This window comes from uncultured Sphingomonas sp., assembly GCF_964237335.1.
GTDB lineage: Bacteria > Pseudomonadota > Alphaproteobacteria > Sphingomonadales > Sphingomonadaceae > Sphingomonas.
The window spans coordinates 132768-159716 of record NZ_CAXSHM010000004.1; the positions used below are offsets into that span (position 1 = coordinate 132768).

General features: G+C 69.4%; 25 protein-coding genes and 1 pseudogene. 6 read left to right on the forward strand and 20 right to left on the reverse strand.

Annotated elements, in window-relative coordinates:
- Positions 1 to 5 precede the first annotated feature (5 nt).
- The gene (locus ACFE65_RS04030) at positions 6 to 1322 is read left to right on the forward strand and encodes a serine hydrolase (protein WP_375381054.1); all 1317 of its coding nucleotides are present in this window, start codon (positions 6 to 8) and stop codon (positions 1320 to 1322) included.
- A gap of 155 nt (positions 1323 to 1477) precedes the next feature.
- Here ACFE65_RS04030 and ACFE65_RS04035 read toward each other — a convergent pair.
- The 3 genes and pseudogenes from ACFE65_RS04035 to ACFE65_RS04045 form a co-directional block, all read right to left on the reverse strand.
- A pseudogene (locus tag ACFE65_RS04035) lies at positions 1478 to 2339 on the reverse strand (LysR family transcriptional regulator).
- Positions 2340 to 2385: 46 nt separating this feature from the next.
- Positions 2386 to 2784 (reverse strand): Co2+/Mg2+ efflux protein ApaG, encoded by a 399-nt coding sequence (apaG, locus tag ACFE65_RS04040; RefSeq protein WP_375381055.1) that lies wholly within the window; start codon positions 2782 to 2784, stop codon positions 2386 to 2388.
- Positions 2781 to 3986 carry a trans-sulfuration enzyme family protein gene (locus ACFE65_RS04045; protein ID WP_375381056.1) on the reverse strand — a complete coding sequence of 402 codons (1206 nt, stop codon included), beginning with the start codon at positions 3984 to 3986 and terminating at the stop codon, positions 2781 to 2783. Before ACFE65_RS04045 ends, apaG begins: the two co-directional genes overlap by 4 nt.
- 82 nt (positions 3987 to 4068) lie before the next feature.
- Between ACFE65_RS04045 and ACFE65_RS04050 the strand changes: the two genes are divergently transcribed.
- Positions 4069 to 5337 (forward strand): phospholipid carrier-dependent glycosyltransferase, encoded by a 1269-nt coding sequence (locus tag ACFE65_RS04050; protein WP_375381057.1) that lies wholly within the window; start codon positions 4069 to 4071, stop codon positions 5335 to 5337.
- A gap of 126 nt (positions 5338 to 5463) precedes the next feature.
- Here the strand turns inward: ACFE65_RS04050 and ACFE65_RS04055 are convergent, their stop codons facing one another.
- The 5 genes from ACFE65_RS04055 to uvrC all read right to left on the reverse strand — a co-directional run bounded on the left by ACFE65_RS04055 (position 5464) and on the right by uvrC (position 13331).
- Entirely contained in the window at positions 5464 to 6564 is a 1101-nt protein-coding gene (locus ACFE65_RS04055; protein WP_375381082.1) for a glycosyltransferase family 2 protein, read from the reverse strand.
- A 2-nt stretch (positions 6565 to 6566) separates the two neighbouring features.
- Entirely contained in the window at positions 6567 to 7625 is a 1059-nt protein-coding gene (gene leuB / locus ACFE65_RS04060) for a 3-isopropylmalate dehydrogenase (protein WP_375381058.1), read from the reverse strand.
- Between the two features lie 67 nt (positions 7626 to 7692).
- Positions 7693 to 8424 carry a DNA repair protein RecO gene (gene recO / locus ACFE65_RS04065; RefSeq protein ID WP_375381059.1) on the reverse strand — a complete coding sequence of 244 codons (732 nt, stop codon included), beginning with the start codon at positions 8422 to 8424 and terminating at the stop codon, positions 7693 to 7695.
- 96 nt (positions 8425 to 8520) lie between these two features.
- Positions 8521 to 11316, reverse strand: coding sequence for a DUF3857 domain-containing protein (locus ACFE65_RS04070; protein WP_375381060.1), 2796 nt, complete (start codon positions 11314 to 11316; stop codon positions 8521 to 8523).
- 77 nt (positions 11317 to 11393) lie between these two features.
- Positions 11394 to 13331: an excinuclease ABC subunit UvrC gene (gene uvrC, locus ACFE65_RS04075; protein ID WP_375381061.1), complete on the reverse strand. Its 1938-nt coding sequence runs from the start codon at positions 13329 to 13331 to the stop codon at positions 11394 to 11396.
- A gap of 358 nt (positions 13332 to 13689) precedes the next feature.
- On the opposite strand from uvrC, the gene ACFE65_RS04080 reads away from it, so the two are divergent.
- Complete coding sequence (locus ACFE65_RS04080) at positions 13690 to 14160, forward strand: lysozyme inhibitor LprI family protein (protein ID WP_375381062.1); 471 nt, start codon at positions 13690 to 13692, stop codon at positions 14158 to 14160.
- Positions 14161 to 14208: 48 nt separating this feature from the next.
- On the opposite strand, the gene ACFE65_RS04085 is transcribed toward ACFE65_RS04080, so the two are convergent.
- The 8 genes from ACFE65_RS04085 to ACFE65_RS04120 all read right to left on the reverse strand — a co-directional run bounded on the left by ACFE65_RS04085 (position 14209) and on the right by ACFE65_RS04120 (position 21005).
- Positions 14209 to 14544, reverse strand: a complete 336-nt coding sequence (locus ACFE65_RS04085) for a chorismate mutase (RefSeq protein ID WP_375381063.1) — start codon at positions 14542 to 14544, stop codon at positions 14209 to 14211.
- Between the two features lie 5 nt (positions 14545 to 14549).
- On the reverse strand, positions 14550 to 15104 hold the full coding sequence (locus ACFE65_RS04090) for a hypothetical protein (RefSeq protein ID WP_375381064.1): 555 nt from the start codon (positions 15102 to 15104) through the stop codon (positions 14550 to 14552).
- Positions 15097 to 15591 carry an ATPase gene (locus tag ACFE65_RS04095; protein WP_375381065.1) on the reverse strand — a complete coding sequence of 165 codons (495 nt, stop codon included), beginning with the start codon at positions 15589 to 15591 and terminating at the stop codon, positions 15097 to 15099. Before ACFE65_RS04095 ends, ACFE65_RS04090 begins: the two co-directional genes overlap by 8 nt.
- Positions 15592 to 15626: 35 nt before the next feature.
- Positions 15627 to 15839: a F0F1 ATP synthase subunit C gene (locus ACFE65_RS04100; RefSeq protein ID WP_375381083.1), complete on the reverse strand. Its 213-nt coding sequence runs from the start codon at positions 15837 to 15839 to the stop codon at positions 15627 to 15629.
- Positions 15840 to 15895: 56 nt separating this feature from the next.
- Complete coding sequence (locus tag ACFE65_RS04105) at positions 15896 to 16696, reverse strand: F0F1 ATP synthase subunit A (RefSeq protein ID WP_375381084.1); 801 nt, start codon at positions 16694 to 16696, stop codon at positions 15896 to 15898.
- A 33-nt stretch (positions 16697 to 16729) separates the two neighbouring features.
- Positions 16730 to 17020 carry an AtpZ/AtpI family protein gene (locus ACFE65_RS04110; RefSeq protein ID WP_375381066.1) on the reverse strand — a complete coding sequence of 97 codons (291 nt, stop codon included), beginning with the start codon at positions 17018 to 17020 and terminating at the stop codon, positions 16730 to 16732.
- A 176-nt stretch (positions 17021 to 17196) separates the two neighbouring features.
- Positions 17197 to 17568 (reverse strand): YdbL family protein, encoded by a 372-nt coding sequence (locus ACFE65_RS04115; protein ID WP_375381067.1) that lies wholly within the window; start codon positions 17566 to 17568, stop codon positions 17197 to 17199.
- Positions 17568 to 21005 (reverse strand): YnbE family lipoprotein, encoded by a 3438-nt coding sequence (locus tag ACFE65_RS04120; protein ID WP_375381068.1) that lies wholly within the window; start codon positions 21003 to 21005, stop codon positions 17568 to 17570. The genes ACFE65_RS04115 and ACFE65_RS04120 overlap by 1 nt, the downstream gene beginning before the upstream one ends.
- A 13-nt stretch (positions 21006 to 21018) precedes the next feature.
- Here ACFE65_RS04120 and ACFE65_RS04125 point away from each other — a divergent pair, with 13 nt between their 5' ends.
- The 3 genes from ACFE65_RS04125 (at position 21019) to ACFE65_RS04135 (ending at position 24150) form a co-directional block, all read left to right on the forward strand.
- Positions 21019 to 21621 (forward strand): RadC family protein, encoded by a 603-nt coding sequence (locus ACFE65_RS04125; RefSeq protein ID WP_375381069.1) that lies wholly within the window; start codon positions 21019 to 21021, stop codon positions 21619 to 21621.
- 129 nt (positions 21622 to 21750) lie between these two features.
- A complete protein-coding gene (locus ACFE65_RS04130; protein ID WP_375381070.1) occupies positions 21751 to 22992 on the forward strand; it encodes a tyrosine-type recombinase/integrase in 1242 nt (413 codons plus the stop codon).
- 342 nt (positions 22993 to 23334) lie between these two features.
- Positions 23335 to 24150, forward strand: a complete 816-nt coding sequence (locus ACFE65_RS04135) for a hypothetical protein (protein WP_375381071.1) — start codon at positions 23335 to 23337, stop codon at positions 24148 to 24150.
- Positions 24151 to 24162: 12 nt separating this feature from the next.
- On the opposite strand, the gene ACFE65_RS04140 is transcribed toward ACFE65_RS04135, so the two are convergent.
- The 4 genes from ACFE65_RS04140 to ACFE65_RS04155 form a co-directional block, all read right to left on the reverse strand.
- On the reverse strand, positions 24163 to 24744 hold the full coding sequence (locus ACFE65_RS04140) for a toll/interleukin-1 receptor domain-containing protein (RefSeq protein ID WP_375381072.1): 582 nt from the start codon (positions 24742 to 24744) through the stop codon (positions 24163 to 24165).
- Positions 24744 to 25571: a hypothetical protein gene (locus tag ACFE65_RS04145; RefSeq protein ID WP_375381073.1), complete on the reverse strand. Its 828-nt coding sequence runs from the start codon at positions 25569 to 25571 to the stop codon at positions 24744 to 24746. The genes ACFE65_RS04140 and ACFE65_RS04145 overlap by 1 nt, the downstream gene beginning before the upstream one ends.
- Entirely contained in the window at positions 25568 to 26758 is a 1191-nt protein-coding gene (locus ACFE65_RS04150) for a toll/interleukin-1 receptor domain-containing protein (RefSeq protein WP_375381074.1), read from the reverse strand. The genes ACFE65_RS04145 and ACFE65_RS04150 overlap by 4 nt, the downstream gene beginning before the upstream one ends.
- Positions 26759 to 26761: 3 nt before the next feature.
- Positions 26762 to 26949 (reverse strand): hypothetical protein (locus ACFE65_RS04155; protein ID WP_375381075.1); only part of this gene is annotated, 188 nt, incomplete at its 5' end.

Consider the following 26949-nt stretch of genomic DNA (forward strand, 5'->3'; position numbering starts at 1 on the left):
GCGCGGTGCGGCGTGCCGGAGCTCGGCTGCTGATCGCGGCCTGTGCGGCCCTGGTTACGGCGGGGATCGCGCCGCCCGGCGCGACCCAGATGACCGATCCGACGCTCGACAGCCGCAGCCACCAGCTCGTCGCCCTGCTCGCCGGCCAGGACACGCCGGACTTCCTCGCCCCGAGCTTCACCGCGCAGGTGAGCCCGCAGCAGCTCGCCGCCGTGACGGCGCAGTTGCGCGATGCGCTGGGCGAGCCGACCGGGATCGCCGCCGCCAGCCCCGAGTCGAGCTGGAACACGACGCTGACGGTCAGCTATCAGCGCGGCACCGCCACCGTGCGGCTGGCGCTCGACCCGGCGTCGCCGCACCGGGTGATCGGCCTGCTCGTCACGGGCACCACGCGTGCGGGCGACACGCTGGCGGCGCTGAGCGCGGACATCGCGGCGCTGCCGGGCGAGGCGGGGTTCGGCGTGTGGGAGCTTGGGGGCCAAGCAGGAGGGGGCTCGCCGCGCCGAATCGCGGGGCTGCACGACACGGTCGTCGCGCCGCTCGGCTCGGCGTTCAAGCTGTGGCTGCTGGCGGAGGCGTCGCGGCAGGTGACGGCGGGCAAGCGCCGCTGGGACGACGTCGTGTCGCTCGGGCTGCCGTCGCTGCCGTCGGGCATCACGCAGAGCTGGCCGGTCGGAACCCCGATGACGCTGCAGAGCCTCGCGACGCTGGCGATCTCGATCAGCGACAACACCGCCGCCGACACGCTGCTGACGACGCTCGGGCGCGACCGGGTGAACGCGATGGTGCGGCTGGCCGGCGCGGCGGAACCGGCCCGCACGCTGCCGCTGCTGTCGACGCGCGAGGCGTTCGTGCTGAAGGCCGACCCTGCGCTCGCCGCCCGGTGGGCGACCGCGACGCCGGCCGAGCGCCGCCGCATCCTCGCCGCGGAGGCGCCGCGTATCGCCGCCGCGCCGCTGTCGGCCGCACTATTCGCCGACAAGCCGGTTGCGACCGACGAAGTGGAATGGTTCGCCAGCCCCGCCGACATGGCCCGGCTGCTCGACTGGCTGCGCCTCCACGCCGACGCGCCCGCCCGCGCGATCATGGCCACGAACCCCGGCACCGACGCCGCCACGCGCGCGCCGTTCGACTATCTGGGGTTCAAGGGCGGGTCGGAACCGGGAGTCGTCACGCTCAACTGGCTGGCGCATACGAAGGACGGGCGCTGGCTAGCGGTGACGGGCCACTGGCACCGCACCGACGCGGCGGTGTCGACACTGACCTTCGCGACGCTGATGAACCGCGCGCTGGCTTTGGCGGCGCAAGCGCCCCCGCGATGATCCCCGACTGACAACAACCGTTCATCCTGAGCTTGTCGAAGGACATGTCGCGGGCGTAGCGCATGGTTCATGTGCTTCGACAAGCTCAGCACGAACGGATCGGGTGGGGTGCGGTAGACGAGCAGGTTCCCTAGGTCCGTTGCCCCCACCCCCGCTCACCCCGTCAGCGCATCCACCAGCGCGCGCACCTTCTTCTGGCGCCATTGCGGCAGCGGCGCGATCAGCCAATAGCCCAGCCGCGACGGCGTCGGCTCGCCCAGCGCCACCACCCGCCCTTCGGCGAGCGGTCCGCGCGCGAGCAGCTCGGGCACCGTCGCGCGGCCCAGCCCCTGCGCCGCCGCGTCGATCGCCAGCCCCGCGTCGGCGACCCGGACCGGCGGCGGCCGGCGATCCCGGCCAGCCGATCGCCACCACCTCCGCCCCCGCACCCGGCGCCGCCACCGCGACCAGTCCCTCGGACTCCAGCGCCTCGCCCTCCAGTCCGCCCGGCCCCTCGCCCCAGCGGATCGCCAGATCGAGGTTCGCCTCGGTAAAATCAGGGGGCTCGTCCGCGGCGATCAGCACGAAGCGCAACTCCCGGTCGGTCCGCGCGATGGCGGCGAGGCGCGGCATCAGCCACTTCTCCGTCAGGTCGCGCGGCGCGGCGATCGTCAGCGACTTGGACGATTGTCCCGCCTGCATCGCGCGCACCGCCTCCTCGAACTGGAGGAACCCGTCGCGCAGTGCCGCCAGGCCGTTCTCCGCCTCCGGCGTCAGCTCCAGCCCGCGGGTGGTGCGACGGAACAGGACGACGCCCAGCGTATCCTCCAGCGCGCGCACCTGCTGGCCGACCGCGGCCGGCGTCACCGCCAGCTCGTCCGCCGCGCGGGTGAACGACAGGTGCCGCGCGGCGGCGTCGAGCACACGGAGGCCGGTGAGGGGGAGATGGGTCCGCTTCAAGCCCGGCGCTCCGTCCCGGAGCGCCGGGCGCAGCCCTCGCGCAGGCGGGGGCCGCTGTCCGCTGGGCGCACGCTGCATGGCGAGAGGCCCCAGCGTTCGCTGGGGCGACGGCAAGGCCAGAGACTCACCGCGCCGTCGCGGGCGCCACGAGCGCGAACTTGGGGATCGCGACGTCGAAGCCCGTCCCGTCCTCGCCCACCATCCGGTAGCTGCCCTGCATGTGCCCGGTCGGCGTCGACAGCGGGCAGCCCGAGACATAGTCGAAGCTCTCGCCCGGCAGGATCATCGGCTGCTCGCCGACCACGCCCTCACCCTCCACCGTGTGGCGCGCGCCGCGGCCGTCGGTGATGACCCAGTGACGCGTCATCAACTGCACCGCCTGGCCGCCGCCGTTCTCGATGCGGATATGATAGGACCAGAACCAGCGCCCGCGCGCTGGCTCCGACTGGTCGGGCAGATAGCCGACCGACACGCGCACCACGACGCCCTGCGTCTCCTCGGCATGAGGGAACAGCGCCTTCACAGGCCCGCGCCCGCCAGCGCGCGGTCGAGGTCCTCGATCACGTCGGCGGGGTCCTCCAGCCCGACGTTGAGGCGCAGCATCCCTTCCGTCACGCCCATCTCCGCGCGCTTTTCGGCGGTTACGCCGGAATGGGTGGTGGAGGCGGGATGCGTCATCAGCGAGCGCGAGTCGCCGATGTTGTTCGAGATGTCGACCAGCGCCAGCCCGTCGAGCAGCGCATGCGCCTGGTCGCGGCCCTCCACCTCGAACGCGAAGATCGGCCCACAGGCGTCCATCTGCCGCATCGCGAGATTGTGCTGCGGATGGCTCGGCAGGCCCGGGTGCAGCATGCGCGAGACCCGTCCCTCAAGGAAGCGGCCGACCGTAAGCGCGTTCTCCGACTGGCGGCGGATGCGCAGGTCCAGCGTCTCCAGCCCTTTCAGCACCACCCAGGCGTTGAACGCGGACAACGTCGGCCCGGTGTTGCGGTGGAACGGCAGCAGCGTGCTGGTGATGAAGTCCTCGCTCCCGCACACCGCGCCGGCCAGCACGCGGCCCTGCCCGTCCATCATCTTGGTGGCGGAATAGGCGACGATGTCCGCCCCCCACTCCATCGGCCGCTGCAGCGCAGGGGTCGCGAAGGCATTGTCCACCACCGTGCGGATGCCCCGCTCGCGCGCGATCGCGCACACCGCGGTCAGGTCGACGATGTCCATCGTCGGGTTGGCGGGCGTTTCGAAGAAGAACAGCTTGGTCTCGGGGCGAACCGCATCCTCGAACTGCTGAGGGTCCCGCGCGTCGACGATCGTCACGCCGATGCCGAACTTGGGGAGCAGCGTATCGGTCAGCCAGCGGCACGATCCGAACGCCGCGCGGCCGGCGACGATATGGTCGCCGGTCTCGAGCTGGCACAACAGCGCCGCCGTCATCGCCGCCATGCCGCTGGCGGTTGCGCGGCAGGCCTCCGCGCCCTCCAACAGCGCGATCCGCTGTTCCAGCATTTCGACGGTCGGGTTCTGGAGGCGGGAATAGGTCATCCCCGCCTGCTCGCCCGCGAAGCGCGCGGCGGCGTCGCCTGCGCAGTCATAGGCATAGCCGGAGGTGAGGAACAGCGCCTCGCTGGTCTCGCCATATTCGGTGCGCGCGGTGCCGCCACGCACCGCGCGGGTCGCGGGGCGCCAATGGGCGGTGACGGAGCGGTCCTGGCCGGTGGTGCGCTTCATGGCCGTCGCCTTGCCGTTTTGCCCTCCATTGGGCAAGGGAGCGGCGCTTGTGGTGTGCCAAGCGAGGCGTCACACCCGGCGCGTGACTCGCTTCAGCCGCCCGATCCCGCTCGTCCTGCTGTTCTTCCTGGTGGCGGAGGCGCTGTTCGCGTTCCGTGTGCAGGTGCCGCACCGGCTGGTGTTCGACGAGACGCATTACGTGCCCGCCGCGCGTGCGCTGCTGGCCATGCAGGGCCCGCGCAACATCGAGCATCCGCTGCTCGCCAAGGTGCTGATCGCGCTGTCGATCCGGCTGTTCGGCGACGACAGTTTCGGTTGGCGCGCGCTGTCGACGCTGGCGGGGGCAGGCGTGGTGGCGGGCAGCGTCGCGATCGCCTGGCTGATCTGGCGGCGGCCGCGGCCGGCGGCGTTCGTCGGCATCACCGTGCTGGCTAACTTCACCGTCTTCGTCCAGGCGCGGATCGCGATGCTGGACGGGTTCATGGCCGCGTTCGTGATCGCCGCCATCGCCGCGCTGCTGTGGTCGATGCGCGCGGACGATCCGGCGCGCGCCTGGCGCCGGTGGCTCGCGGGCGCGGTGCTGCTGGGGCTGGCGATCGGATGCAAGTGGACCGCGCTGCCGTATCTGGGGTTTGCGGGTTTGGGCTTCCTCTGGGTGCGGTGGCGGGACGGACGCGGGCTGTTGACCGGACGAGGTCGGTCGCATTGGCCGGGACTGCCTGCCATCCCGGCACTCGCCGCGATGGGGCTGGTCGCGGCGGCGGTGTATCTGCTGACCTTCGCGCCGGCGTTCTTCTACGCCGACGAGCCGCTGACGCTGTCGACGCTGCTGCCGTTCCAGGCGCGCATGTTCCACGCGCAGACGCAGGTCCTGCCGCCGCACCCCTATCAATCGAGCTGGTGGACGTGGCCGCTGATGATCCGGCCGATCTGGTATCTGTACGAACAGGCGGACGGCGCGCAGCGCGGCATCCTGATGCTGGGCAACCCGGCGGTGCTGTGGAGCGGGCTGATCGCGGTGCCGCTCTGCCTGTGGGCGGGGCTGAAGCGCGGCGGCGATCCCCGGCTGACGGCGGTGGCGGGGCTGTGGCTCGCCTCGATGCTGATGTGGGCGGCGATCCCCAAGTCGCTGGGGTTCTTCTATTATTCGTACCTGTCGACCATCCTCGTCGCGCTGCCGATCGCGGGGGCGTGGGACCGGTTCGGGCGCGGGCGACTGGCCGGGTGGGACGAGGCCTGGGCGACGTGCGTGCTGGGGCTGTTCATGTACTTCCTGCCGATCCTCGCCGCCTTCCCGCTCGCGGGGGCCCGCTCGTTCGAGCATTGGATGTGGCTGAGGACTTGGCCGTAAGTACGGGATCCTGACCCTTTTTCCGTCTATCCTGAGCTTGTCGAAGGACTGTCCTTTCTTCCGAAGAAGGGCAGAGCTTCGACAAGCTCAGCCTGAACGGGAGGGGACGTGGACCGACGATCGGCCCTAATACCGCCCCCACACGAAGCGCGACGACAGCGCGTAGTTCCACACCGCGCCCACCGCGATGCCGGCCAGTGCGGGCAGCACCCAGGCGTCGGTGTGCGGGTTGAACAGGAAGATCGCGACGCCGACGTCGGCGATCGCGCCCACCGAGCAGACGAGGCAGAAACTGACCCAGCCGTCCAGCAGCGCGCGCCACCCCTTCAGCCGCGAATCGCGATAGGTGAGCGCGTTGTTGAGGAAGAAGTTGAAGGTCATCGCGACCAGCGTCGCCGCAATCGTCGCGGTCCGAAAGCCACCGCGCGTGTCGTGCGGCAACGGCGCCAGCACCACGAAATGCACCAGCGCTCCCAGCAGCCCGATGCCGGCGAACATGGCGAAGCGCACCGGCACCAGCCTGCCGACCATCCGATCGTACAGCGCGATCAGGAACTCCATCGCTACGACGTAATCGAGCTTGCTCTCGCCCGCCTCGCGGGTGCGGAACTGGTAGCCGAGCTCGGCGAAGGCGAGCGGGCGGCGGCTCGTCGTCATGATGTCGAGCAGGATCTTGAATCCGATCGCCGACAGCTTCGGGACGATCGCGCGCACCACGTCGGTCCGGATCGCGAAGAAGCCGCTCATCGGGTCCGACAGGTCGGCATCGAGCACCCGGCGCGACAGCCGGGTCGCCAGCGCGGACTTGGCGACCCGGTCCCGGTCCCAGTCGCCCAGCCCGCCGCCCTCCACAAAGCGCGAGCCGATGACGAGGTCGAGGCCCGGCTCCGCCTGCAGCCGGTCGAGCATCCGCGGCAACAGCGCTTCGTCGTGCTGCAGGTCGCCGTCGATCACCGCCACCACCGGAGCGGCGGTCGCGCACATGCCCTCGATGCAGGCCGACGACAGCCCGCGCCGGCCGATCCGCTGGACCACGCGGACGCGCGGATCGGTCCGGCCGAGCAGGCGGGCGGCGTCGGCGGTGCCGTCCGGGCTGTCGTCGTCGACGAACACCACCTCCCAGCCCCGCCCCGCAAGCGCCTGCTCCAACAACGCCACCAGCCGGGGCACGTTCGCCGCCTCGTTGAACGTCGGCACCACCACCGCGAGTTCGAGGGGGGCGACCAGCGTCACAGCGCGGCGAGCACCGCGTCGCCCATCGCGCCCGTCGACAGCGTCCCGCCCAGATCGGGCGTCCGCGCGCCGCCGGCGATCGCCGCCTCCACCGCCGCCTCGATCCGCTGCGCCGGAGCCTCCAGATCGAGCGAATGGCGCAGCAGCATCGCCGCCGACAGGATCGCCGCGCACGGATTGGCGCGGCCCTGCCCGGCGATATCGGGCGCGGACCCGTGGATCGGCTCATACAAACCATTGTCCCCGTTCCACGCCCGGAGCGAGGCGGACGGCAGCATGCCGATCGAGCCCGCGCACATGCTCGCCTGGTCCGACAATATGTCGCCGAACAGATTGCCCGTCACGATCACGTCGAACTGGCCCGGCGCGCGCACCAACTGCATCGCGGCATTGTCGGCGTACATGTGGACGAGGCGGACGTCCGCGTAGTCACGCGCGACCTCGTTGACGATCTCGCGCCACAATTGCGACGTTTCGAGCACGTTGGCCTTGTCGACCGAGTGGAGGATTCGCTTGCGCCGCGCCGCCATTTCGAAGCCGACGCGGGCGATGCGCGCCACCTCGACCTCGTCGTAGCGCATCAGGTCGTGGCCCTCGCGCAGGCCGGTGTGGGTATGGCCGCGGCCTTTCTCGCCGAAATACACGTCGCCGGTCAGCTCTCGCAGGATGACGAGGTCGATCTGCCGCGCGACCTCCGGCCTGAGCGCGGAGGCGTCCTCCAGCCCGGGGAACAGCCGCGCCGGGCGCAGGTTGGCGAACAGTTGCAGTTGATGGCGGAGGCCCAGTATCGCCTGCTCGGGGCGCAGCGCGCGCTCCAGCCCGTCGAATTGCGGGTCCCCCACCGCGCCGAACAGGATCGCGTCGGCGCGCGCGGCCAGCGCCAGCGTCTCGGCCGGCAGCGGATGGCCGGCGGCGAGATAGGCCGCGCCGCCCACCGGCGCCTCCTCGAACGCGACGTCCAGCGACAACGCTTCCAGGACGCGGCGCGCCTCGCGGGTCACTTCCGGCCCGATGCCATCGCCGGCGAGCACGGCGATCGTCTTGGTCCTGGTCACGCGGGCGTCCTTCGGCTTGGGCGCCGGTCCTTCGACAAGCGGCGGCCAAGGCGTCAAGCGCAAAGCGTCAGCCGCCCGCCATCCGCATCCGGTCGACCAGCCGCTCGCGCGCGGCGAGCGGCGCGGCGCGGCGGTCGGTCAGCACGTCGCGGGCGAGGAAATGCCCGGTGACGCGAAGACCCGCGATGACGTCCGGCCAGTCCGTCGCGCGCCCATCGCGCAGCAGCGGCGGCAGCGCGAACAGCCGGTCCTCATAGCCTGCCGCCGCCGCCCGGCTCACCGCGCCGCCGCTGCGTGGGCTAACGAAGGCGAGATCGTCGGTGCCGCCGGTGACGATACAGGTCGCAAGATCGAGCCCGAAGCCCAGCTCGGCGAGTAGCAGCAGCTCGTACCGCACCAGGCTGCCCGCCCAGCCGCGCGCGGCGGGTGCCGCCTCGATCGCGTCGAGCACGCCGCCCAACCCGCCGTACAGCGCCGGATAGGGCTGCGCTTCGGGCAGCGCCGCGGCGGTCAGCGCGCAGACCCATTCGATCGCGGCGGCGGGCAGCGGTTGGTCGAACAGCGCGGCGCGGCTGTGGATCGGCTCCACGGTCAACGCGGGCAACTGGTCGTCGGTGCGCGCGCGCCACTCGGCGGCGATGCTGTTGCCCGGCTGGATCACCGGGCCGAGCCGCCGCGATCGGCCGCCGCGCAGATAGCCCGGCCGCATCCCGTCATGCTCGGTCAGCGCCCGCACCACCGCGCCATGCTCGCCGTGCGGGCGCGCGGCCAGGACGATGGCAGGGGCGACGAGGTGCATGGATTCGATGTAAGCCCGCAGGTTCCCGCCGCCTACCGCCGCGACGCACCGCTCCACCGGGAGCAGACGCACGCGGACAACCGCTCGCGGCGTCCGTCAGGGAGCCGTGATGCCGTACCGCTTGTACTGAACGTCGATCCGGGGATTGAGCGCGCGGGCGGCGGCCAGGTCGACGGACGCGTCCGCCGGCTTGCCGGTCTTCGCCCGGATCACGCCGCGCAGGAACAGGCTGCCCGCGCTGTCCGGCGCCGTGTCCAATGCCGCGTCGAGATCGGTCATCGCGTCGTCGAGCCGGTTCAGCCGGAAGTAGACCATCGCGCGGCTGTCGAGCGCGTTGGCCGGCCCGTCGCTGAGCTCGATCGAGCGGGTGCAATCCTTGAGCGCCGTATCGAGTGCGGTGTCGAGCGTTCCCTTCAGCCAGCAGCGCGTGTTCAGCAGTGCCGGGTTCCCCGGCGTCGCCGCCACCGCCGCATCGATCGTTGCGAGCGCCGCGTCCCTGTCGCCGGCGAGCCCGAGCAGCTCCGCCTTGAGCGACAGCATCTGCGGCTTGTCGTGTCCTCCCTCGTCGATCCGCTCCTGCGCGAGCGCCAACGCCGCGTCCTTGTCGCCGCGGTCCGACTCCAGCACCGCCATCTGCCACACGGGGCCGGTCTCGGCGGGATCGAGCTTGCGCGCGGTGGCGAGGTCGACCAGCGCCTTGTCGGTCGCGCCGCCGTCCGCGAACAGCCGGGCTCGCCAGCTATAGGTCTGCGCTTCGCCCTTGATCGCGATCGCCCGGCCGAGATCGGCGATCGCGGAAGACCGGTCGCCGGTCCGCTCCTCGAACCGCGCCCGGGCGAGGTACCCCTCGGCCTCGTCGGGCTGTTCCGCGATGGCCTGCGCATAGACGGCGAGCTGTCGGCCGAAGCCACCGGCGCGCTTCGCCGCCTGCACCTGCTGCCACGGCGTCGGATAGTCGCGCGGCGCATCGATCTCGATCAATCGCGCCTTGGCCAGCGCCAGCCGCTGACGAACGGCGGGAATATCGGCTGGGGCGATCTCGCCGCCGGGCGACAGCACGCGGTCCTCGATCGTCAGCGATCCGCCCTGCAGCGTCGTGACGCGTTCGACCTTCACGCCGGCGATGGTGTCGTCCAGTTTCTGGTCCCCGACCAACGTGAAGCCCCTGCCGCCGGCCGGCAGCGTGATGTGCGTGCGATAGTGATAGTTCGCCGGCCCGGCGATCACCGCCGGGATCGCCGCCCAACTCGATCGCGTACGATCGGGATCGAACTTGATCTCGGCGATCGCATGGTCAAGGCCACGTTCGTAATGCTCGTCCTGACGCCTCCAGTCGGGGAAGACGAGCCCGCTCGCGACGATCGTCGCGGTGCCCGCGGCGTCGTCGAAGCTGATCTTGCGCGAGGTAACGAGGACCCGGCCGCCCACCGCCGGACCGACGATCCCCGTCACGAACTTGCGCAGGTCCTCCTTCCCGGCCTGAGCCTCGATCGTGCGGACGAACCCGGCGAGCGGCCCCCGCGACGTGAGCGTCGCCGTCATCGGCGCGGGCAGGCTGATCCCGGCGCTCTGGTCGATGTCGACGCTGGTCTCCGCCAGCGGCCGCGCGCTCGCATGGGTCACCACCGGCATCAGCGCGGCGCCGCCAGGGCGGACCGGGAGAACGGTGTGCAGGGGATAGGTGTCGTGGATGTCGGCCAGCTTCGTGCCGCTGCCGGTCCCGTCCAGCCACAAGGTCTCGCCCTTGACGGTCGCGCGCACCAATATGTGGTTGAAGGCACCGGCGGCCGGCAACTGATCGGGCACCAGATCGCCCGCGGTGGTATGGGCGAGGACCGGCTCGGCCTCCACGTCGAGCGCCCGGAGGAGCGCGAGCAACAGCAGCGTCTTGGCCTTGCAGTCGCCGTAGCGCAGCGTCCAGGTCTGGTCCGGCGACTGGGGCACGTAATTGCCCGTGTCCATGCCGTTGAACAGATAGCGTACCTTGTCCTGCACCAGCGCGAGCGCGAGCGCGGCCCGTTTCACCGGATCGCTCTCGGCGCCGGCGATGCGCGCGACCTCCGCGGCGAGCGGGCTGCCCGGCTTGATCGTGCCTTGCGTGACATAGAGCGGCGCCATCAGCTTCGAGACCGACGCCCAGTCGGTGAAGCTGGACGCCTCCAGCATCGGCGGCGCATGATAGCGTACCGGCGCGTCCCTGGGCATCTCGGGCTGCTTGGCCAGGGGCAGCGCGATCTCCAGCTGCCGATAGCCATCGGCGGTGGTCAGGACCGGCTTCACCCCCGATCCGAGCGTCTTCCACCGCACGTCTGCGCCCTGCGGCCACAGGAAGCGCGTCCGCGCGAAGCCGATCCGCGCGGGCTCCGCGGGCAGCGGCACATAGGCCTGGAGATTGCCCTTGAGCGTCGGATCCTTGTTGGTGCGCGAATAGGCGACGTGGAGGATGTCTCCCACCGCAAGCCCCTGGATCGCGAGCGTCGCGGTCAGTTCACCGTCGAGCTGGCGTTTCTCCAGTTGCTGCTCGCGGCGGATCACGGTGAACTGGCCTGCCGCCAGCGCGTCGATCCGCTGAGTGCCGCGCAGGATCTCGACGCGGTGGATGATAAGATCGCCGCGCGCGGGCTGCCAGTTCAGGCTCAGCGTTCCGAGCTGCCCCAGCACCTCGGTCGAGGCGACGCGGCGGGCGGCGTCGTAATAGGACCAGACCTCTCCGTCCTTCAGCCGCTGCTGGTTGTCCGAGACGAGTATCACCGGCGCCGTCTCCGGCACCTTGGCGGCGTCGAGCGGCGGCGCGGGCTTCACCCAGGCGGGCGCCGGCTGATACAGCACCTTGTCCGCCGCGTGCGCCGCGCCGCTGACGCTCGCCAACCCCAGAATCACCCACCGCCGCATCGCTGGTCCCCTTCGCTTCGGCCCAGTCTAGCAAGGCGGCGGCCCGGTTCAATCGGCCAGAAGTGCGGGCGTGCCGATCAGCGCGCGTGGTAGAAATCATACACCTGCTGCGCGACGCTCGTCGACACGCCGGGCGCCTGTTGCAGATCCTCCAGGCTCGCGTTGCGCACCGCGCGGCCGGTGCCGAAGTGCATCAGCAGCGCCTTCTTGCGGGCGGGGCCGATGCCGGGCACCTCGTCGAGCGGGCTCGCGCCGATCGCCTTGGCGCGCTTCTCGCGGTGCGCGCCGATCGCGAAGCGGTGGACCTCGTCGCGCAGCCGCTGGAGGTAGAACAGAACGGGCGCGTTGACCGGCAGGGTGATCTCGCGGCCGTCCATCAGGTGGAACACCTCGCGCCCCTCGCGGCCGTGATGCGGGCCCTTGGCGACGCCGACCATGCAGACGTCCTCGATCCCCAGGTCCTCCAGGATCGCGCGGGCCGCGTTCAACTGCCCGCGCCCGCCGTCGATCAGGACCAGGTCGGGCCAGGTCGGATCATCCCGATCGGGCGCCTCCTCGACCTGTCGAGCGAAGCGGCGGCGGAACACCTCGCGCATCATGCCGAAATCGTCGTCGGTTCGCGCCTCGTTCCCCTTGATGTTGAACTTGCGATACTGGCCCTTGCGGAAGCCCTCGGGGCCCGCGACCACCATCGCACCGAGCGCGTTGGTGCCCTGAATGTGGCTATTGTCGTACACCTCGATGCGGTCGGGCGGCTCGGCGAGGTCGAACAGCTCGGCGACCTCGCGCAGCAGCTTGGCCTGCGTCGTCGACTCTGCCAGCCGGCGCTCCAGCGCCTCCTCCGCGTTGCGTTTCGCCTGGTCGAGCAGCCGGCGGCGCGTGCCGCGCTGCGGCACCGACAGGTCCACCTTGCGGCCGGCCTGCGACGCGAACGCCTCGGCCAGCGCCACGCGGTCGGGCAGCTCGCGGTCGACGAACACGGTGCGCGCGGGCGGCACCTCCTCGTAGAATTGCGTCAGGAAGCTGGTGAGCACCTCGTCCTCGGGCACTTCGGCGGTGTGGGTCGGGAAGAAGCTGCGATGCCCCCAATTCTGCCCGCCGCGGATGAAGAACGCCTGGATGCCGATCACGCCGTCCTTGCACGCCATCGCGAAGATGTCGGCGTCGCCCACGCCCTCCGCGTTGATGAACTGCGTCCCCTGGATGAAGGTCAGCGCCTTCAGTCGGTCGCGCAGCACGGTCGCGCGCTCAAAATCCATCGCCTCGGCCGCCGCCTGCATCTCGGCGCCGAGCTTCGCCTGCACGTCCGTCGCCTTGCCGGCGAGGAAGTTCTTGGCGTCGCCGACCAGCTCGGCGTAGCCGGGCTCATCGATCCGGCCGACGCAGGGCGCGGAGCAGCGCTTGATCTGGTGCAGCAGGCACGGCCGATCGCGCGTCTTGAAATAGCCGTCGGTGCAGGATCGCAGCAGGAACAGTTTCTGCAACGCGTTCAACGTGTTGTTGACGCTGCCGGCACTCGCGAAGGGGCCGTAGTAATCCCCCTTCGCCCGGCGCGCGCCGCGGTGCTTCTGGATGCGCGGGAACTGCTGGTCGCCGCGCAACAGGATGAACGGGAAGGATTTGTCGTCGCGCAGCAGCACGTTGTACGCCGGGCGATAGCGCTTGATGAGCTGCGCCTCCAGCAGCAGCGCCTCCGCCTCGTTGTTGGTGGTGACGATCGTCATCGACCGCGTCTGCGTCACCATGCGCCGGATGCGGTTGGTCAGCCGGTCGACTTGGAGATAGTTGGAGACGCGGTTCTTCAGCGCGCGCGCCTTGCCGACGTACAGCACGTCGCCCTTGGCATCGTGCATCCGGTACACGCCGGGCTTCAGCGGCAGCGTCTGCACCACGTTGCGGATCGCCGCAGTGCCGGCGGCGAGATCGGGCACGTCGGCGCCCCGCACCGCATAGGTCGCGCTGTCCTCGTTGAAGCGGGTCTCGCTGGCATGGGCGGGCGGGCCGTAGTCGGGCATGCTGGCGACTTAGGAGTCGAGGCCCGTGGCGGCAACGGTTCCGCGAGGGTCAATCCGGCTGCACGCGTTACGACGGCGCGTTGAATGCGAATTGGTACGCGAGCCCGTCACCGTTGGTGGACAGATGCGTCACATCGGCGTGGGCAGCGCAAGGATCGCGCCTTTGGTGCCTTTCAGGCGGTTGGGGTCGGATCGACAGGCAGGCGATGCCTTGCGTTGACGTCGTTCATGGCGATAAGCTCGTCCTTAGCGGTCCCCGCGCGGTCGATCGTGCGGAAAATGGCGTCGTCTTCCTCTACGATGCCGTCCAAATTGAGCAATGCTCAAGGTCGCCGAACACATAACGTGATTGCCGCTGATGGAGAGTAAAATGCTTGTTGCAGTATTATCTCTCATGGCGGCGACACCCGCGGTTGCACAGTCGAATATGAAGAGTCCATGCTCTGGGTACACGACACCAGAGGCTGACGCTTGCGCCGAACAACATCTCGAAGCAGCCAATGCAGACCTAATGCGATACACCGCAGCCGCTCGTAAACACGCGCAAGCTGTTGCATCGAATAATGCGAATGCCGGCGAAGCCGGTGCCTTGATTTATTTTGATAAGTCGGTTGCCGCCTGGGAGGCTTATCGAGATGCAGAACGCACGGCTGTTGCGAGCGAGTATGCCGGCGGTACAATCAGTGGTTATGAAGGTACGGAGTGTGCAGTTCGAATAACTCAACTACGAACTCATACCATCTGGGAAGAGTGGTTAGTTGCTTTGGATGGATCAACCAACATGGCTGAACCTCCGCTGCCAAAGCCGATCCGCGTTCGCCCAAGATGATCTGCGCCGGAGAAACTACCTCCCTCGCGACAGGCCTTGGGTAGACGATCAGCGGGCGTCGAAGCGTGAGAGTTCGTAGCCGATCGAGGACTCAACTAATTGCTCGTACAGCACCGCGATCAGGTCGGCCGGCGCGCCTTCACGCTCCGCCACCGATCGCGCGTGGGCGACCACCGCGGCCTTGCGCGGCTCGTCGCGCACCTGGCCGCGTTCGGGCTTGATCCGGGCGGCGGCGTCCATGAAGCGGAAGCGGCGGGCGAGCAATGTGACGATCGCCCTGTCCAGCACATCGACGCCGGCGCGCACCTCCGCCATCGTGGAGCAGCCGGCGGGATCGCCCGTCAGGCCGGCGGTGAGCGCAGCCGCCAGCGTCTCCGCCGCCATCGGCATCAATGCGGGCGGCCGAGGCTCGATATCGTGCGATCCACGATCGCGCGGTCGGCGGTCGCGTCATGCTCGCGGGCGATAGTCGCGCCGGCGGCGCGGGTGGCGGCGTCGGCGGCGCGGGCGCGCACCTCGGCGATCGCGGAGCGCTCGGCGGCGCCAATCTTGTCCTCCGCCATCTGGCCGCGGCGGGCGACCAACTCCCGCGCGTCGGCTTCTGCCTTCATCAGCATCGCCGCCGCTTCGGCGCGGGCGTGATCGACGATCGTCGCGGCATCGGCGACCAACGTCGAGGTCCGCTGCTGCGCCGCGAGCAGCAGCGCCTCCGCCTCGGCGCGCAGCCTCGACGCCTCGTCCAGATCGTGCCGGATGGTGGCGATCCGCTTGTCGAGGATGCCGCCGACGAGCGCCGGCACCTTCTTCCAGATCATGATCGCGATCACGACCAGCATCGACAGCGCGACGAAGCCGGCCGCCGTGACGCCCAGCGCCGATGGTTCGGTGTGCAATTCGGTCGCTCCCCGCGTGGCGGCGAGCGACACCGGCTTCACATCAGCCATGCGCCAGTTCCGCCCTTACCTGCGCCGCCGCCGCCGCGCGGTCGACGCGGACGCCCGACAGCTTGGCGACGATCGCCTCGACCGCATCGACTGTCGTCGCCTCGATCTCGCCGAGCGCCGCCTGCTTGGCCGCATGGATCCGCACAGTGGCGGCCTCGATGCGCAGCGCCATGTCGGCGTCGCCCGCCTTCACCTTCGCCTCGGCATCGGACGTCGCGGTCGCCTTCGCTTCGCCGAGCGCGCGGGTGGCCCGCTCGCGGGCGATCGTCAGCCCGGCCTGATAACCCTCGTCGGCCCGCGCGGCAGTCGCGCGCGCGCCCTCCGCGGCGGCGAGATCACCCGCGACGCGCGCGGCACGATCGTCGATCGTCCGCTCGACGCGGGGGACCATCGCCTTGCCGATCCCAAAATAGATCAGCGCGAACACGATCGCGAGCCAGAAGAACTGGGACGCGTAGATCGCACCGATCTGGGATAGCTGCGGCATGACGGAGGACTCGGCCTATCGTTGCGTCGAACGGATCAGCGGACGACGAACAGGATCAGGATCGCGACTACGAACGCGATCAGGCCCAAAAGCTCGGCACCGGCGAAGCCGATGAACAGGCGGCCCTGCTGGCTGTCAGCCGCGCCCGGATTGCGCAGCGCGCCCTCCAGATATTTCGCGAACACGTTGCCGACGCCGAGCGCCGCGATGCCGCAGCCGATGGCGGCCAGGCCGGCGCCCAGGTACATTGCACCAAGATCAGTCATGAGAAACTCCTGTGGGGTATTTGAACGGGAAGGGGCGACTAGTGCAGGTGCACCGCGTCGTGGAGGTAGAGCGAGGTCAGCAGCGCGAAGACATAGGCCTGGATCGCGCACACCAGCAGTTCGAGCGCGGACACGCCGATCAGCATCAGGAAGCTGGCGATCCACACGACGAAGCCGATCGGGCTGCCGCCGTGGATGCCGCTGCTCAGCCCTTGCACCGCGAAGCTGCCGAACACTTCGAGCAGGATGTGCCCCGCGGTCATCGCGACGAACAGCCGCAGCCCGAGGCTGAACGGGCGCACCATGAACGACAACAGCTCGACTGGCGGGATCAGCCACAACAGCCACCACGGCGTGCCGTGCGGCACGAACAGCGAGAAGAACTTCAGGCCGTGGCGCGCGAAGCCGACCACCAGCACGATCGCGAACGACATGAACGCCAGCACCGCGGTGACGGTGATGTGGCTCGTCACCGCGAAGGTGTGCAGATGCGGCAGGATCGCGAGCGGCAGGACGCCGATCAGATTGGCGAAGAGGATGAAGAAGAACAGCGAGAAGATGTAGGGTGCGAACTTGCGTCCCTCCGGCCCCACATTGGTGCGCAACATGCCGTCGATGAAGCCGACCGCACCCTCGACGGCGACCTGCCAGCGGCCGGGAATCAGCTCGCGCTTCAACCCGCCGGACACGAACACCGCCAGCAGCACGCCGACGACGACCATGAACAATGCCGAATTGGTGAAGGAGAGATCGAACCCGCCCACCACGATGTGATGCCCGAGCACGGGCGACACGGTGAACTGCTCCATGGGGTCGATCTTACCGGCCATGGCGGGAATCCTTCGGGGTAGCGGCGGCAGTGCGGGAGGGGGTCACTCGGCGCGCTCCTGCCCGATGCGATAGATGTTGCGGAACGCGACCACGAAGCCGAGCACCAGCAGGATCAGCAGCAGCCAGGGCGTGGTGTGGAGCCAGCGGTCGAGCACCCAGCCCAGGATCGCGCCCCCGGTCGGCGCGCCGATCAGCTCCGCCATCACGCGCGACCCCTGCGCCATGCCCTTCGCCGGCGGCTTCGCGGCCCCGGCGCCGACCCGAGCCGCCTCGGCCGCACGCGCACGCGCGATCCGGTCGTCCAGGTCATGGTGGGGGCGAAGATCGGGCAACGACGTCGTGTTCCTGATATGGAAACGTCGCCGAACGTGAACGCCGGCGACGCCAGAACAGAGCAGGAGTGCGAGCCCCCGCCACCGCCGCCGTTTAGGAACCGATGGTCCTCAAGTCAACCGCACGGGCGCCCCCGCTTTGCCGGCGACCCATGGTGCTGGCCCGCCACCGGCGATCAGACGCAGCGCGGATCGCGTTCCGGTGCGGCCGCGGTGCGCGTCTTCCAGACGCCTTCGGGGTTGCGGTATTTCTCCCCCGGCTCGGTCCGCGCGATCAGGGTGCAGCCGGAGGTGAAGGCCATCTGCTCGACGGTGGCGCCGTTCTCGGCGGCCTGGGTGTATTTGGCCTTGCGCTGGATGTTGATCGCGCTGACCGTCTGGCGCAGCGCAGGGGTCGCGGCGCCGACGAGGCCCAGGTAACCGTCCGGCTGCTCCCCAACCTCGCCCGCCGCCCGCGCGGCCGCATAGGCGGGATCGCGCTGCGCGACGGCGGCGGTGGCCAGCGAGGCCAGCAGCGCGGCGGCAATGAGGTGGGTGGACGTTTTCATCAAAAGATCCCCGGGTTCTGCTGGATCAACGACTTGGCCTGGTTGTCGAGGCGATAGACCACCTCCTGCGTCACCGAGATGGTCAGGTTGATCTGGATCGGCTTGTCCGGCGCATTGACGGTGACGCAGCCACCCGTCAGCAGGACCAGTCCGATCGTCGCAAGCCCCATAATCGTCGGCATCATCATCGGCCTCACCGTCGGTCCGTCATGCCCGGTCGTCAAGGTCGTTTCCCTGGTGCCACGGGCGCTTTCGCCCCCCTGAACGGGAGGAGGCTGAACGGGCGACGCCGCGCTCGCGGGCACGCCCAGCAGCGCGGGCAGGTTGCGCTCGATCAGCAGCCTTGGATCGTAAAAGCTCTGTGCCGAGTCGATCAGGCCGCGGAACGGCGCCTTGATCTGGACGTCGAACACGAACGGCAGCCGCTCCAGCCGGCGGATCAGGAAATTGCTCCTGGCGCCCTGCCCTTCCGAAATGCCGGCGAAGCGCACCTGCGTCACCAGTTCGCCCGCCAGCGGCCCGTCCATCGCGATCGACAGGCGGCGGTAGCGCAGCGATTTAAGCGCCTGGAACGCGAGGTTGGGCCAGAAGCCCAGGTCCTTGCGCGACAGCTCGCCGACATAGGCGATCGATCCGCCGCCGGCCCGGACGGTCAGGTCGCCGCCCTCGATCCGGCCGCCGCTCGCGTCGAACCGGATCGGCAGCACGCCGTCGAAAATGCCGGTCGCATCGAGGTTCTTGAACCCGAACTGCGCGAGGAACCGGCGCGCGTCGACGCCGGTGACGCGGAACGTCAGCGACCGCTCCCCCACCGCGTCGAAGTCGAGCAACGTCGGCGCCAGCGCGAGCCCTCCCCCTGCGAACGGCCAGTCCGCGCCCGCCACCCTGATCGCGGAGCCGCCCGGCAGCTCGAAGCGTACGACGCCGTCGTCGATCGGCACGCCCGGGTTGACCTCGCGCACCGTCAACCGCTGGTCGGGCGCGCTCCGCAGGCCGAGCAGGTCGACGAAGCGGATCTCGCCCGCGATGCCCGCCACCGGCCCGAACGCCGCGGCGAGATCGAGCCCAGCGGTGCGGAACGCGCCCGTGCTGGAGAGCCCGCCATCGCCGGTCCAGGCGATGTGCCCCTCCCCCGTCACCGTGCCCGCGACGTCGGCGACCACGCCCAGCGTGACGGGGGTGAGCGCCTCGGGCTGGAGCGTCCTGTCGAACGCGAGGCCGGGCACGGCCAGCTCGGCATGGCCCGCGCCGGTGGCGAGGTCATGCGCCAGCGTCACGGCGGCGACGGTGCGGCCGCTCGCGCCGGGCGCGACGAGCGTACCCGCCGCCATGATCCGGCCGTCGGCGAGCCGGAACGTCACGTCGTGCGCCGGCAGCGGGCGGAAACGCGGCGACGCGGTGTCGGTGTCGGCGACGGTCAGCCCGCCCGACAGCGCGAGCGCGCCGCCCGCGAACGACCAGCTTCCCGCGGCCTCCGATAGCAGCAGCGGCACCGCGCCGATCCGCCCGCCCGCGCCCTGGAAACTCCCCGCGACGCCACCGCCCCGAATCGTGCCGTCGAGCGCGGCGACATCGAGCAGCGTCGGCTGGTCCGCCGCGCCCAACCGCACGGCGAGGTCGCGCACCGCGAGGGCGCGCGTCCCGAAGCCGACGGATGCGCCGGCGGCGGTGATCGCGAGGTCGCCCGACCCCAGTCTGCCCGCAAGCCGCACCGGCCCGGTCCGCGCGCCGCCGCCGACGCGGCCGCGATCGAGCGTCACCAGCGCCGGTCCGATCGGACACAGCGTCAGCCGCACCCCCGCCAGCATCAGCCCGCCGGTGCGCAGCCGATCGACCGCGAGCGGCGTGCAGGCCGGGTCGATCGCCAGCCGTCCGGCCCGGTCCCGTCGCACGACGATCGGCAGGCTCGCGCCAACGATCCGTCCACCCGCCAGTGGACCGGACAGGATCGCCCGTGTGGCAACGCTCGCCGTTCCGGCCGCGTCGACCCGGAAGCGGACGGGGTCGAGCCGCAGCGATGCGCCGGATGCTTGATAGGGGCGCAACATCGCGGTCCCCGCCAGGACGCCTCCCGTGCGCGCGATGCGGACGGACCCTGCCGGCAACCCGCCGCCGTCGAGCGTCGCCGTCCCGTCGAACGCGTCTGGACCGGTCGCGGTCCCGCGCCACGCAGCGCTCGCGCCCGATCGGCTATGCAGGACGGCATCGCTCAGCCGCAGCGCAGGACCGTCGCCGCCCAGCGTCGCGCCGCCGTGCGCGGTCACATCGATCGACCGCGCGGCCGCATCCACCGCGCCCGCCATCCGGGCGAGCAGCGGCGCGACCGGCGTTCCCGCCGCCGCCCTCGCCCAACCGGCAATCCGCGCGCTTGGCGCGGCGCCCGTCCAGCGCAGGCCGGTCGCGCTCACCTGCGCGCCGTCGGCGAGCGCCAGCGCCGACCCGCGCCACGCATAGCGGCCCGCCAGCCCCGCGCCCGCTCCGCGCACCGGCCCCGCCGCGAAAACGCCGGTCGTCACCGCGACGCTGCCGGCCAGATCGCGACCGCCGCCCGCGAAGCCGACGCTTCCGGTCATCCCGACTACCCGGGCGTTCCCGTCGGCGATCGACCGGAGCGATAGGGTCGCATCGCCCGTCCACCGCGCCAGCGCCGCGTCGCCCGTCGCGGCGATGCGCACGGCGGCGGCGGCGACGGCAACACCCCGGCAGACGATCCGGCTCGCGCGCACTGGTCCGGCCAGCGTCGGACGGCCGCCCTCGACCCGAACCGCCAACGCCGCGCTCGGCATTTCGGCGATACATCCACCTTCCGCTAACCGCGTCGCCGCCGCGCCGAGCCGCCCACGAAAGCCGCCATCCAGCCGCCCGGCTCCCGTCAACACGATGCCGATCACCCCGGCCGGCGTCTCCACCCGCGCCCGCGCATCGCCGACGTCGAGGTCGATCGCCGGCAACCGCGTCGCACCGCCGGTGGAGGCGGGAAGCAGCCGGTCGAGGCTGCCCAGCGACAGCCGCCCATCCACCCACCGCGCCCGCACCCGCACATGGCCGGCGCGCACCCCCGTCACCCGCGCGCCGTCGAGGCCCAGGCGCGTGCTCGTATCGATCCAGTCGGCGACCAGATCGGGCGCGGCCGGATCGCCGACGCTCACGTCCACCAGCCGCTGCCGCCCGGCCCCCAGGTCCGCGATGCGATACCGCGCCGCCAGCCCACGCGCCGCCAGATACCGGTCGATCGCATCGGCGGCGATCGGGCGACGCTCCACCCACAGCCCGACCAGCCCGACGAGCAGCACCGACGCCGCCCCGATTGCGATCCCCCGCGCCCGGCCGATCCGCCGGCGCGGGGGCGCATCCTCGTCCGTGGTCACGCGCGCCTGCTCACGGCGGACGACATAGTCGCCGCGCTTCGCCGCTGGCAAATCGTCGCAGGCCGCCATAGCATCGTCGTCGATGGCCGACGCCGATGCTCCTCCCGATCCTGGCCAGGACACCAAGGGCCACCGCGCCCGGCTGCGCGCGCGCCTGCTGGCGAAGCACGGCGGCGATGCGCTGCTGGAGCATGAGCTGGTCGAATATCTGCTGATGCTCGCGATCCCGCGCATCGACACCAAGCCGATCGCCAAGGCGCTGCTGCGCGAGTTCGGCGGGCTGGGCGGGCTGTTCGCGGCCGACCCCGAGTCGCTCGCCCGCGTTCCCGGCATGGGCGATGCAGGCGCGGCGGCGATCCGGATCGTCGCGGCGGCGACCACCCGTGTGCTGCGCGCGGAGGTGGCGCAGCGTCCGGTGCTGGCGAGCTGGCAGGCGCTGCTCGACTATCTGCGCGCCGACATGGCGCATGCGGGCGTGGAACGGGTGCGGGTGCTGCACCTCAACACGCGCAACATGCTGATCCGCGACGAGCTGCTGTCGGAAGGCACGATCGACGAGGCAGCGGTTCACGTCCGCGAGGTGATCCGCCGCGCGCTGGACCTGGGGTCGGCGTCGCTGATCCTCGTCCACAACCATCCCACTGCACCCGCCCGAGTCACTTTCGATCACGCTCAGGCACACTGAAACACAACGCTTTTCTGGCTTGTCATGCCACCGCAAACTGGGGCAAGTTGGGGTCGCTAATTAGGGGATCGGCACACGTTCCGACCTCAATTACCGGTCGACTACCGACCTCAGTCTTGGGAGACGCGCATGGGCAGCCTGACCGATGGAGCGATCCGGCGCAGCATCAAAGAGGTCGAGCTGGCCGGGAAGCAGAAGTCCCTCGCCGACGGCGAGGGTCGCGGCGTTGGCCGTCTCGTTCTCGCGCTGCGGCCGATGCCCACCCGCGTGCTGTCGGAGTGGATGGCCCAACAGTGGCGCGACGGTAAGCGGATCAAGGCGAAGCTCGGCGACTATCCGTCGATGTCGCTTGCAGCCGCTCGCGAGGTCTTCAAGCGCGACTATGCCGATGCGATCCAGAGGGGGCGTAGCATCAAGGTCGCGACGGACACGCGGCCCGGGACGGTTACCGACCTGTTCGAGGGCTATGTTGCCGCTCTCAAGGACGCTGGTAAGCCCTCCTGGAAGGAAACCGAGAAGGGGCTGGAGAAGGTCGCGGACACGCTCGGCCGCAACCGGCTGGCGCGGGAGATCGAGCCGGAAGAAGTCACGGAAGTCCTCCGGCCCATCTTCGATCGCGGGTCTCGCGCAATGGCGGACCACGTCCGGTGCTACATTCGCGCGGCTTACAGCTGGGGCATGAAGTCGGAGCTCGACTACCGCAACACGTCGCCGCGCCGCTTCCGGCTCCTGTACAATCCGGCCGCCGGTATACCGACCGAGCCCAAGGTGCAGGGCACCCGCTGGCTGGAGGAGGACGAGTATGTTCGGCTCTATCGCTGGCTCGACTGCCCCGACGTTCCAGTCCACCCCTCCTACCCGCGCGCCGTCCAGCTCATCATGCTGACCGGTCAGCGGGTGGAAGAACTCGCGCGCTTGCACATCGATCAATGGGACGCGGCGGAGCGGATCATCGATTGGTCGAAGACGAAGAATTTGCAGCCGCACGCGGTGCCGGTGCCCTCGATCGCGGCAGAGCTGATCGAGTCGATCACGCCCAACGAACATGGCTGGTTCTTCCCGTCCGCGAAGGACCCGTCGAAGCCGGTCAGCCACGGCACCCTCTACAGCTTCGTGTGGCGCCAGCGAGATCGCGGCGTGATCCCGTCCGTCACGAACCGTGATCTGCGGCGGACGTGGAAGACGCTTGCCGGTAAGGCCGGAGTGTCGAAAGAGATCCGCGACCGCATCCAGAACCACGCGCTTCAGGATGTCAGCTCGAAGAGCTACGACCGGTGGAACTACATGCCTGAGAAGCGCGCCGGCATGGCTCGATGGGACAAGTTCGTGCGGGGCGTGCTCGCGCGCAAAGGGCTGAGACAGGCAGCCTGACGCTGAAGGAGACCTCAGCTGCGGTCCTCCGACGGTGCCCGGCGCATTGCCGCAAACAGGCACACTGGAGGATTTTTGTAGCCGCTTTCAGAACAGGACGTTCTGCAACAGAGTGTTGCACGATTGCTCCGACATCATGCTTCATTGGCAAGAACGAGTGGCACTGGCATTCCGGCTAGGCGATGCGTTCGCTCCGCGCGGGAGGAGTCAAACGATGTTCAATTTGGGATTTTCCGACCTGATGCCGGGCGACTTCGGCAACGGGTCGAGTGTGCTCGACGATTTACTGCGACGTCGCTCGCCAGCGTCGAAGCTCCGCGTCGCTCTCAACACCCTCTTACGATGTTGCGCCTCCCCGCCGGAAACGTGATTGCCAGCGTCTCCGCGCTCGGAGGTAGCTGCAAGTTTCTCCAGCTCGGTCGAACCGAAATGCGCAGCAACGGCGGTGCGCTTGTCCTCGGCCCTGACCAGACGAAGGTGATCTTCGAGGCCGCGACCCTGCTAAGAGCGGCGGCCGAGCAGCTTAGCATGGTCGCCTGCGTGGCGGCTGCACGCGATCTTGGAGACTGCTTCACGCGTCTGCCGCCCCCGGGCTCGCGAGGGCTGATCCTGACCGAGCGTCACCTTGACGATTTGATCAGCGGCCTCGAGTACCTCCTGCGCACTTTCCGCGATGAGATCGACGCACGCCCGCTATTCGCGATGAGCGCCGGAAGCGCTGATCTCTACGACCAGCCCGCGCCGTTGTTCGGCAGCGCAGTGGATGACAGCTTTCCATCAAGCGCAGAGGATGTGTCCGAAGCTGGTCGCTGCTTGGCGCTCGGTCGCTGGACGGCGGCCGTCATGCACCTCATGCGGTCGCTGGAAACACCCCTGACTTTGCTCGCCACGCATGTCGGAGTGACCGGCGGGGTAAACTGGAACAAGTCACTGAACGAAATCGAAGCCAAGCTGCGCACCTTCAACAAGCGGGAACACGGGGGTCAAGAGGAGCAGTGGGCAGCCGAAGCCGCGTCGCACTTCCGCGCCATCAAGAACTCGTGGCGAAACCACGTCATGCACGGACGCAGCTTCTACGACGAAGAACGCGCGACCGAGATCATGGAGGCGGTGCGCGCGCTCATGCGGCATCTCGCGGGAAAACTATCCGAGCACTAGGCTCGGATCCGTTCAGGAGGCGCGCTTCACGATGTTCTCCTTGCCGTATACCCATTCCGAGTACCTCGCGTACTCCTGCGAGCCGCGATTAATCCAGAGCGCCGAGGTGCTCCGCCCGCTGATCGTCGCGCGGTCGAGATAGGGATAAAGGCCGAGGTATTGCTCACCCTCGAAGGCGTTCTGCGCAGTTTGCATCACCGGCGCGACCCTGATCCGGCCTCCCGCACCATCCATGAAACCGAGCTCCCACGGCATCCAGCGCGAGAGCTTGGAGTGGCGACTGTACACGTACAGCAATGTACGAGACGCGCGAAGTCGGCCTCGCAAGACCTCCGCTGTTTCCGGCGTTACCTCGTCCGGCGAAAGCTGAGGATCGGTGTACTTGTCGACGTAGACGCTCAGCCCGGCATCTTCGAGAAAGCCCTTAATCCCAAGCAGGATGTCCTCGGGTTCGTTTGACGAGTGGCTCAGGAAGACGTCAAAGATCGCATCGGCGGCCGCAGTCTCAGTTAGGCTTTCGAGCGCCGTACTTTTGCGCAGCGTTGTTGTACGAGCCGCCCGAGCGCGGACCTCCGTCTCGGTCAGCAGCGCCATCAGGCGGTTCCGGCTACCGACTTCGCCAGGCGAAGGAGACCACGCAGGATCAACGCGACAGCCTCGTCGACGTGCACCGTTTTCGCCAGCGTGGCGTTCTCCACGGCCGTAAGCCCATTGCGGAGCGAGGCTTCGTTGAACTTCTGAAACGCTTGTCGCTCGGCCCATGCCGCGCCGATGCGTGGGCCAGGTAGGAGCGCCATCTCAACCGCGATGTCGCGCGCGCATCCACCGAAACCGCCAAGCAGGTAGAGCGGTTGGCTCGCCTCGAGCGCGGTCAACGCCTCCTCAGCAATTCCGGGCATACGGCCCTTGTACCCCTCGGTTCGCCCACCCAGGACAACACGCGCGTCGCTGACGCGGGTCAGGACCGCTCGCATGGCGGTCAGGGCTTCCGCCCAGTCCGCGTCAGTGACCACTCGACCGGGGGTGTCGTCCAGCGTTACTGGAGGCAGATCGGCGCCTTGTTGGTCGAGAAAATGGAGCTCCGCCAGCCCGGCGAGCTCATCCGCGAGGCCGCGCAGCTCGGCCGAGGGCTTCGATGTCACGATTGGCCAAGCGAGGTAGTTGATGACGGCGGGCCGGGCATCGCCCACGTCCGCGTCCCGCCGATGGCGGGCGACGAGCTCGAAGAGCAGTTCGGTGAAGCCGTTCGCGCGCAGGTCACCGCCATAGACGAGCCGCGCGCCCATCGCGAGCAGGTGACGCGCAATCTCCGCCATCGCGTCGCGCAGATGCTCGGGCGCGAGCCCAAGTGCTCCCATGTCGGCGCTCTCCGAGATCGCGATCGCGACCGTTTTCTGGCTCAGCGGCTCCTGGTAAGTCATGTTGCGACCGCCTCCGCTTCGGCCACCCACTCCGTCAGGCTGCGAAGCCGCAGGGTCGGCGCGATCTCCTCGAACAACCGCTGCTCCTCGGCACCGAGCGGCGGATCAGGGTAAACGAGAATTGTCTCACCGTCCGCCGCCCGCTCCAAGCCGACCAGCGAGATGAGCTCCGGCGGACGAGGCAGAAACCGAACCTCTTGCCCCGCTTCGTTGCTGACAAGCTCAACGCGGCAGCGCCATAAGAAATCCTTGAGCACCTCGTCGAGCAAGCGTCCGATCACATCCTCGATGCGGTCGACATGCGCAGGGTCCATCCGAACTACTGGCACATTGCCCATGTAGGGGAAGCCGCGCTCGTCCGTATCGACCAGGCAGTTCGCGACAACCAGAGGTACGCTCGCCCGCTTTGCTTCGATGATTTCGCGCCGGCACCATTCCCGGGACGAGAAGCTGTCGGTGTGAATGGCGACAACGGCGCTCACGCGCACCTGGTTCAAGATAGCCTTGTCGAACCGCACGCCCGGTACGATGTCGTGAACATCGAAGAAGCTCGACAACCCGTCGCCGTCGAAGAGCGCTTGGCGGATCGTCTTGGCAATGCGCTCGCCATCGTCGTCGCGCTTCGAGTGGCTCAGGAAGACCTGCACCTTCTTGAGATAGCGTTCGAGCGCCTCATCGGCGTCCGAAGGATGGCGCAGCCGCTCAAGGTAGGACCGCAACATCCGGGCGAACTGATAAGTGAGCCCGGAAACGAGGCGGCGGATACGAGGCTTCTCTTCGAGGTCGCCCCAGCGGTCCCACCGGATCGCTTGCTCGGCCATGCCTGACCGGGTCAGCGCGCTGTCGATGGCGATCGGGGAAACGCGCGTGCCGAGCCCCTTGGCGTCCGCGCGCTCGGCCGTTTCCTTCAGCCACGCCAGATACGCGTTATCGCCCGCGAACGCCTCATCAAACAGGACGACAACCGCCGCCGTCTCGCCTTCCTCGAAATCGATCGGAAGCGGCGCGGCGGTGCCCTTGGGCGGCTCCGACCGGTAGATGACGCTCAGGCCGGTGCCCCCGGCGACGTTCTCGAACAGCTTGCGACGGAAGTGGTCGTAGAGAGCCGAGGCGATCGTCGGCCCAGCGGCGAAGCCGGGGTGCCACGCGATGGTGACGACGAGGAAGGGACGGGTCGGGAGCGCCACGGATCAACCGTTACGAAGCCGGCGCGCGCGCGCATTGTCGATCAGGCGCTTGTCCTTCGCGTTCGCGATTTCGATGTAGCGCTGGCAGGCCTGCGCGCTCGCGGTGATGTCGGCCCAAGATACCCAGAGCGCGTAGCCGGGTAACTGCTCACGGGGTTGGCGCATGACGGCTTGATCAGGCGACTGCGAAG

Excerpts from the sequence above, each read along its gene's own strand:
- ACFE65_RS04045 (WP_375381056.1), bottom strand. The coding sequence starts at position 3,986 with ATGAAGCGCACCACCGGCCAGGACCGCTCCGTCACCGCCCATTGGCGC.
- recO (WP_375381059.1), bottom strand. The coding sequence starts at position 8,424 with ATGCACCTCGTCGCCCCTGCCATCGTCCTGGCCGCGCGCCCGCACGGC.
- ACFE65_RS04070 (WP_375381060.1), bottom strand. The coding sequence starts at position 11,316 with ATGCGGCGGTGGGTGATTCTGGGGTTGGCGAGCGTCAGCGGCGCGGCG.
- uvrC (WP_375381061.1), bottom strand. The coding sequence starts at position 13,331 with ATGCCCGACTACGGCCCGCCCGCCCATGCCAGCGAGACCCGCTTCAAC.
- ACFE65_RS04080 (WP_375381062.1), top strand. The coding sequence starts at position 13,690 with ATGGAGAGTAAAATGCTTGTTGCAGTATTATCTCTCATGGCGGCGACA.
- ACFE65_RS04085 (WP_375381063.1), bottom strand. The coding sequence starts at position 14,544 with ATGGCGGCGGAGACGCTGGCGGCTGCGCTCACCGCCGGCCTGACGGGC.
- ACFE65_RS04090 (WP_375381064.1), bottom strand. The coding sequence starts at position 15,104 with ATGGCTGATGTGAAGCCGGTGTCGCTCGCCGCCACGCGGGGAGCGACC.
- ACFE65_RS04095 (WP_375381065.1), bottom strand. The coding sequence starts at position 15,591 with ATGCCGCAGCTATCCCAGATCGGTGCGATCTACGCGTCCCAGTTCTTC.
- ACFE65_RS04100 (WP_375381083.1), bottom strand. The coding sequence starts at position 15,839 with ATGTACCTGGGCGCCGGCCTGGCCGCCATCGGCTGCGGCATCGCGGCG.
- ACFE65_RS04115 (WP_375381067.1), bottom strand. The coding sequence starts at position 17,568 with ATGAAAACGTCCACCCACCTCATTGCCGCCGCGCTGCTGGCCTCGCTG.
- ACFE65_RS04120 (WP_375381068.1), bottom strand. The coding sequence starts at position 21,005 with ATGGCGGCCTGCGACGATTTGCCAGCGGCGAAGCGCGGCGACTATGTC.
- ACFE65_RS04125 (WP_375381069.1), top strand. The coding sequence starts at position 21,019 with ATGGCCGACGCCGATGCTCCTCCCGATCCTGGCCAGGACACCAAGGGC.
- ACFE65_RS04130 (WP_375381070.1), top strand. The coding sequence starts at position 21,751 with ATGGGCAGCCTGACCGATGGAGCGATCCGGCGCAGCATCAAAGAGGTC.
- ACFE65_RS04135 (WP_375381071.1), top strand. The coding sequence starts at position 23,335 with ATGTTGCGCCTCCCCGCCGGAAACGTGATTGCCAGCGTCTCCGCGCTC.
- ACFE65_RS04140 (WP_375381072.1), bottom strand. The coding sequence starts at position 24,744 with ATGGCGCTGCTGACCGAGACGGAGGTCCGCGCTCGGGCGGCTCGTACA.
- ACFE65_RS04145 (WP_375381073.1), bottom strand. The coding sequence starts at position 25,571 with ATGACTTACCAGGAGCCGCTGAGCCAGAAAACGGTCGCGATCGCGATC.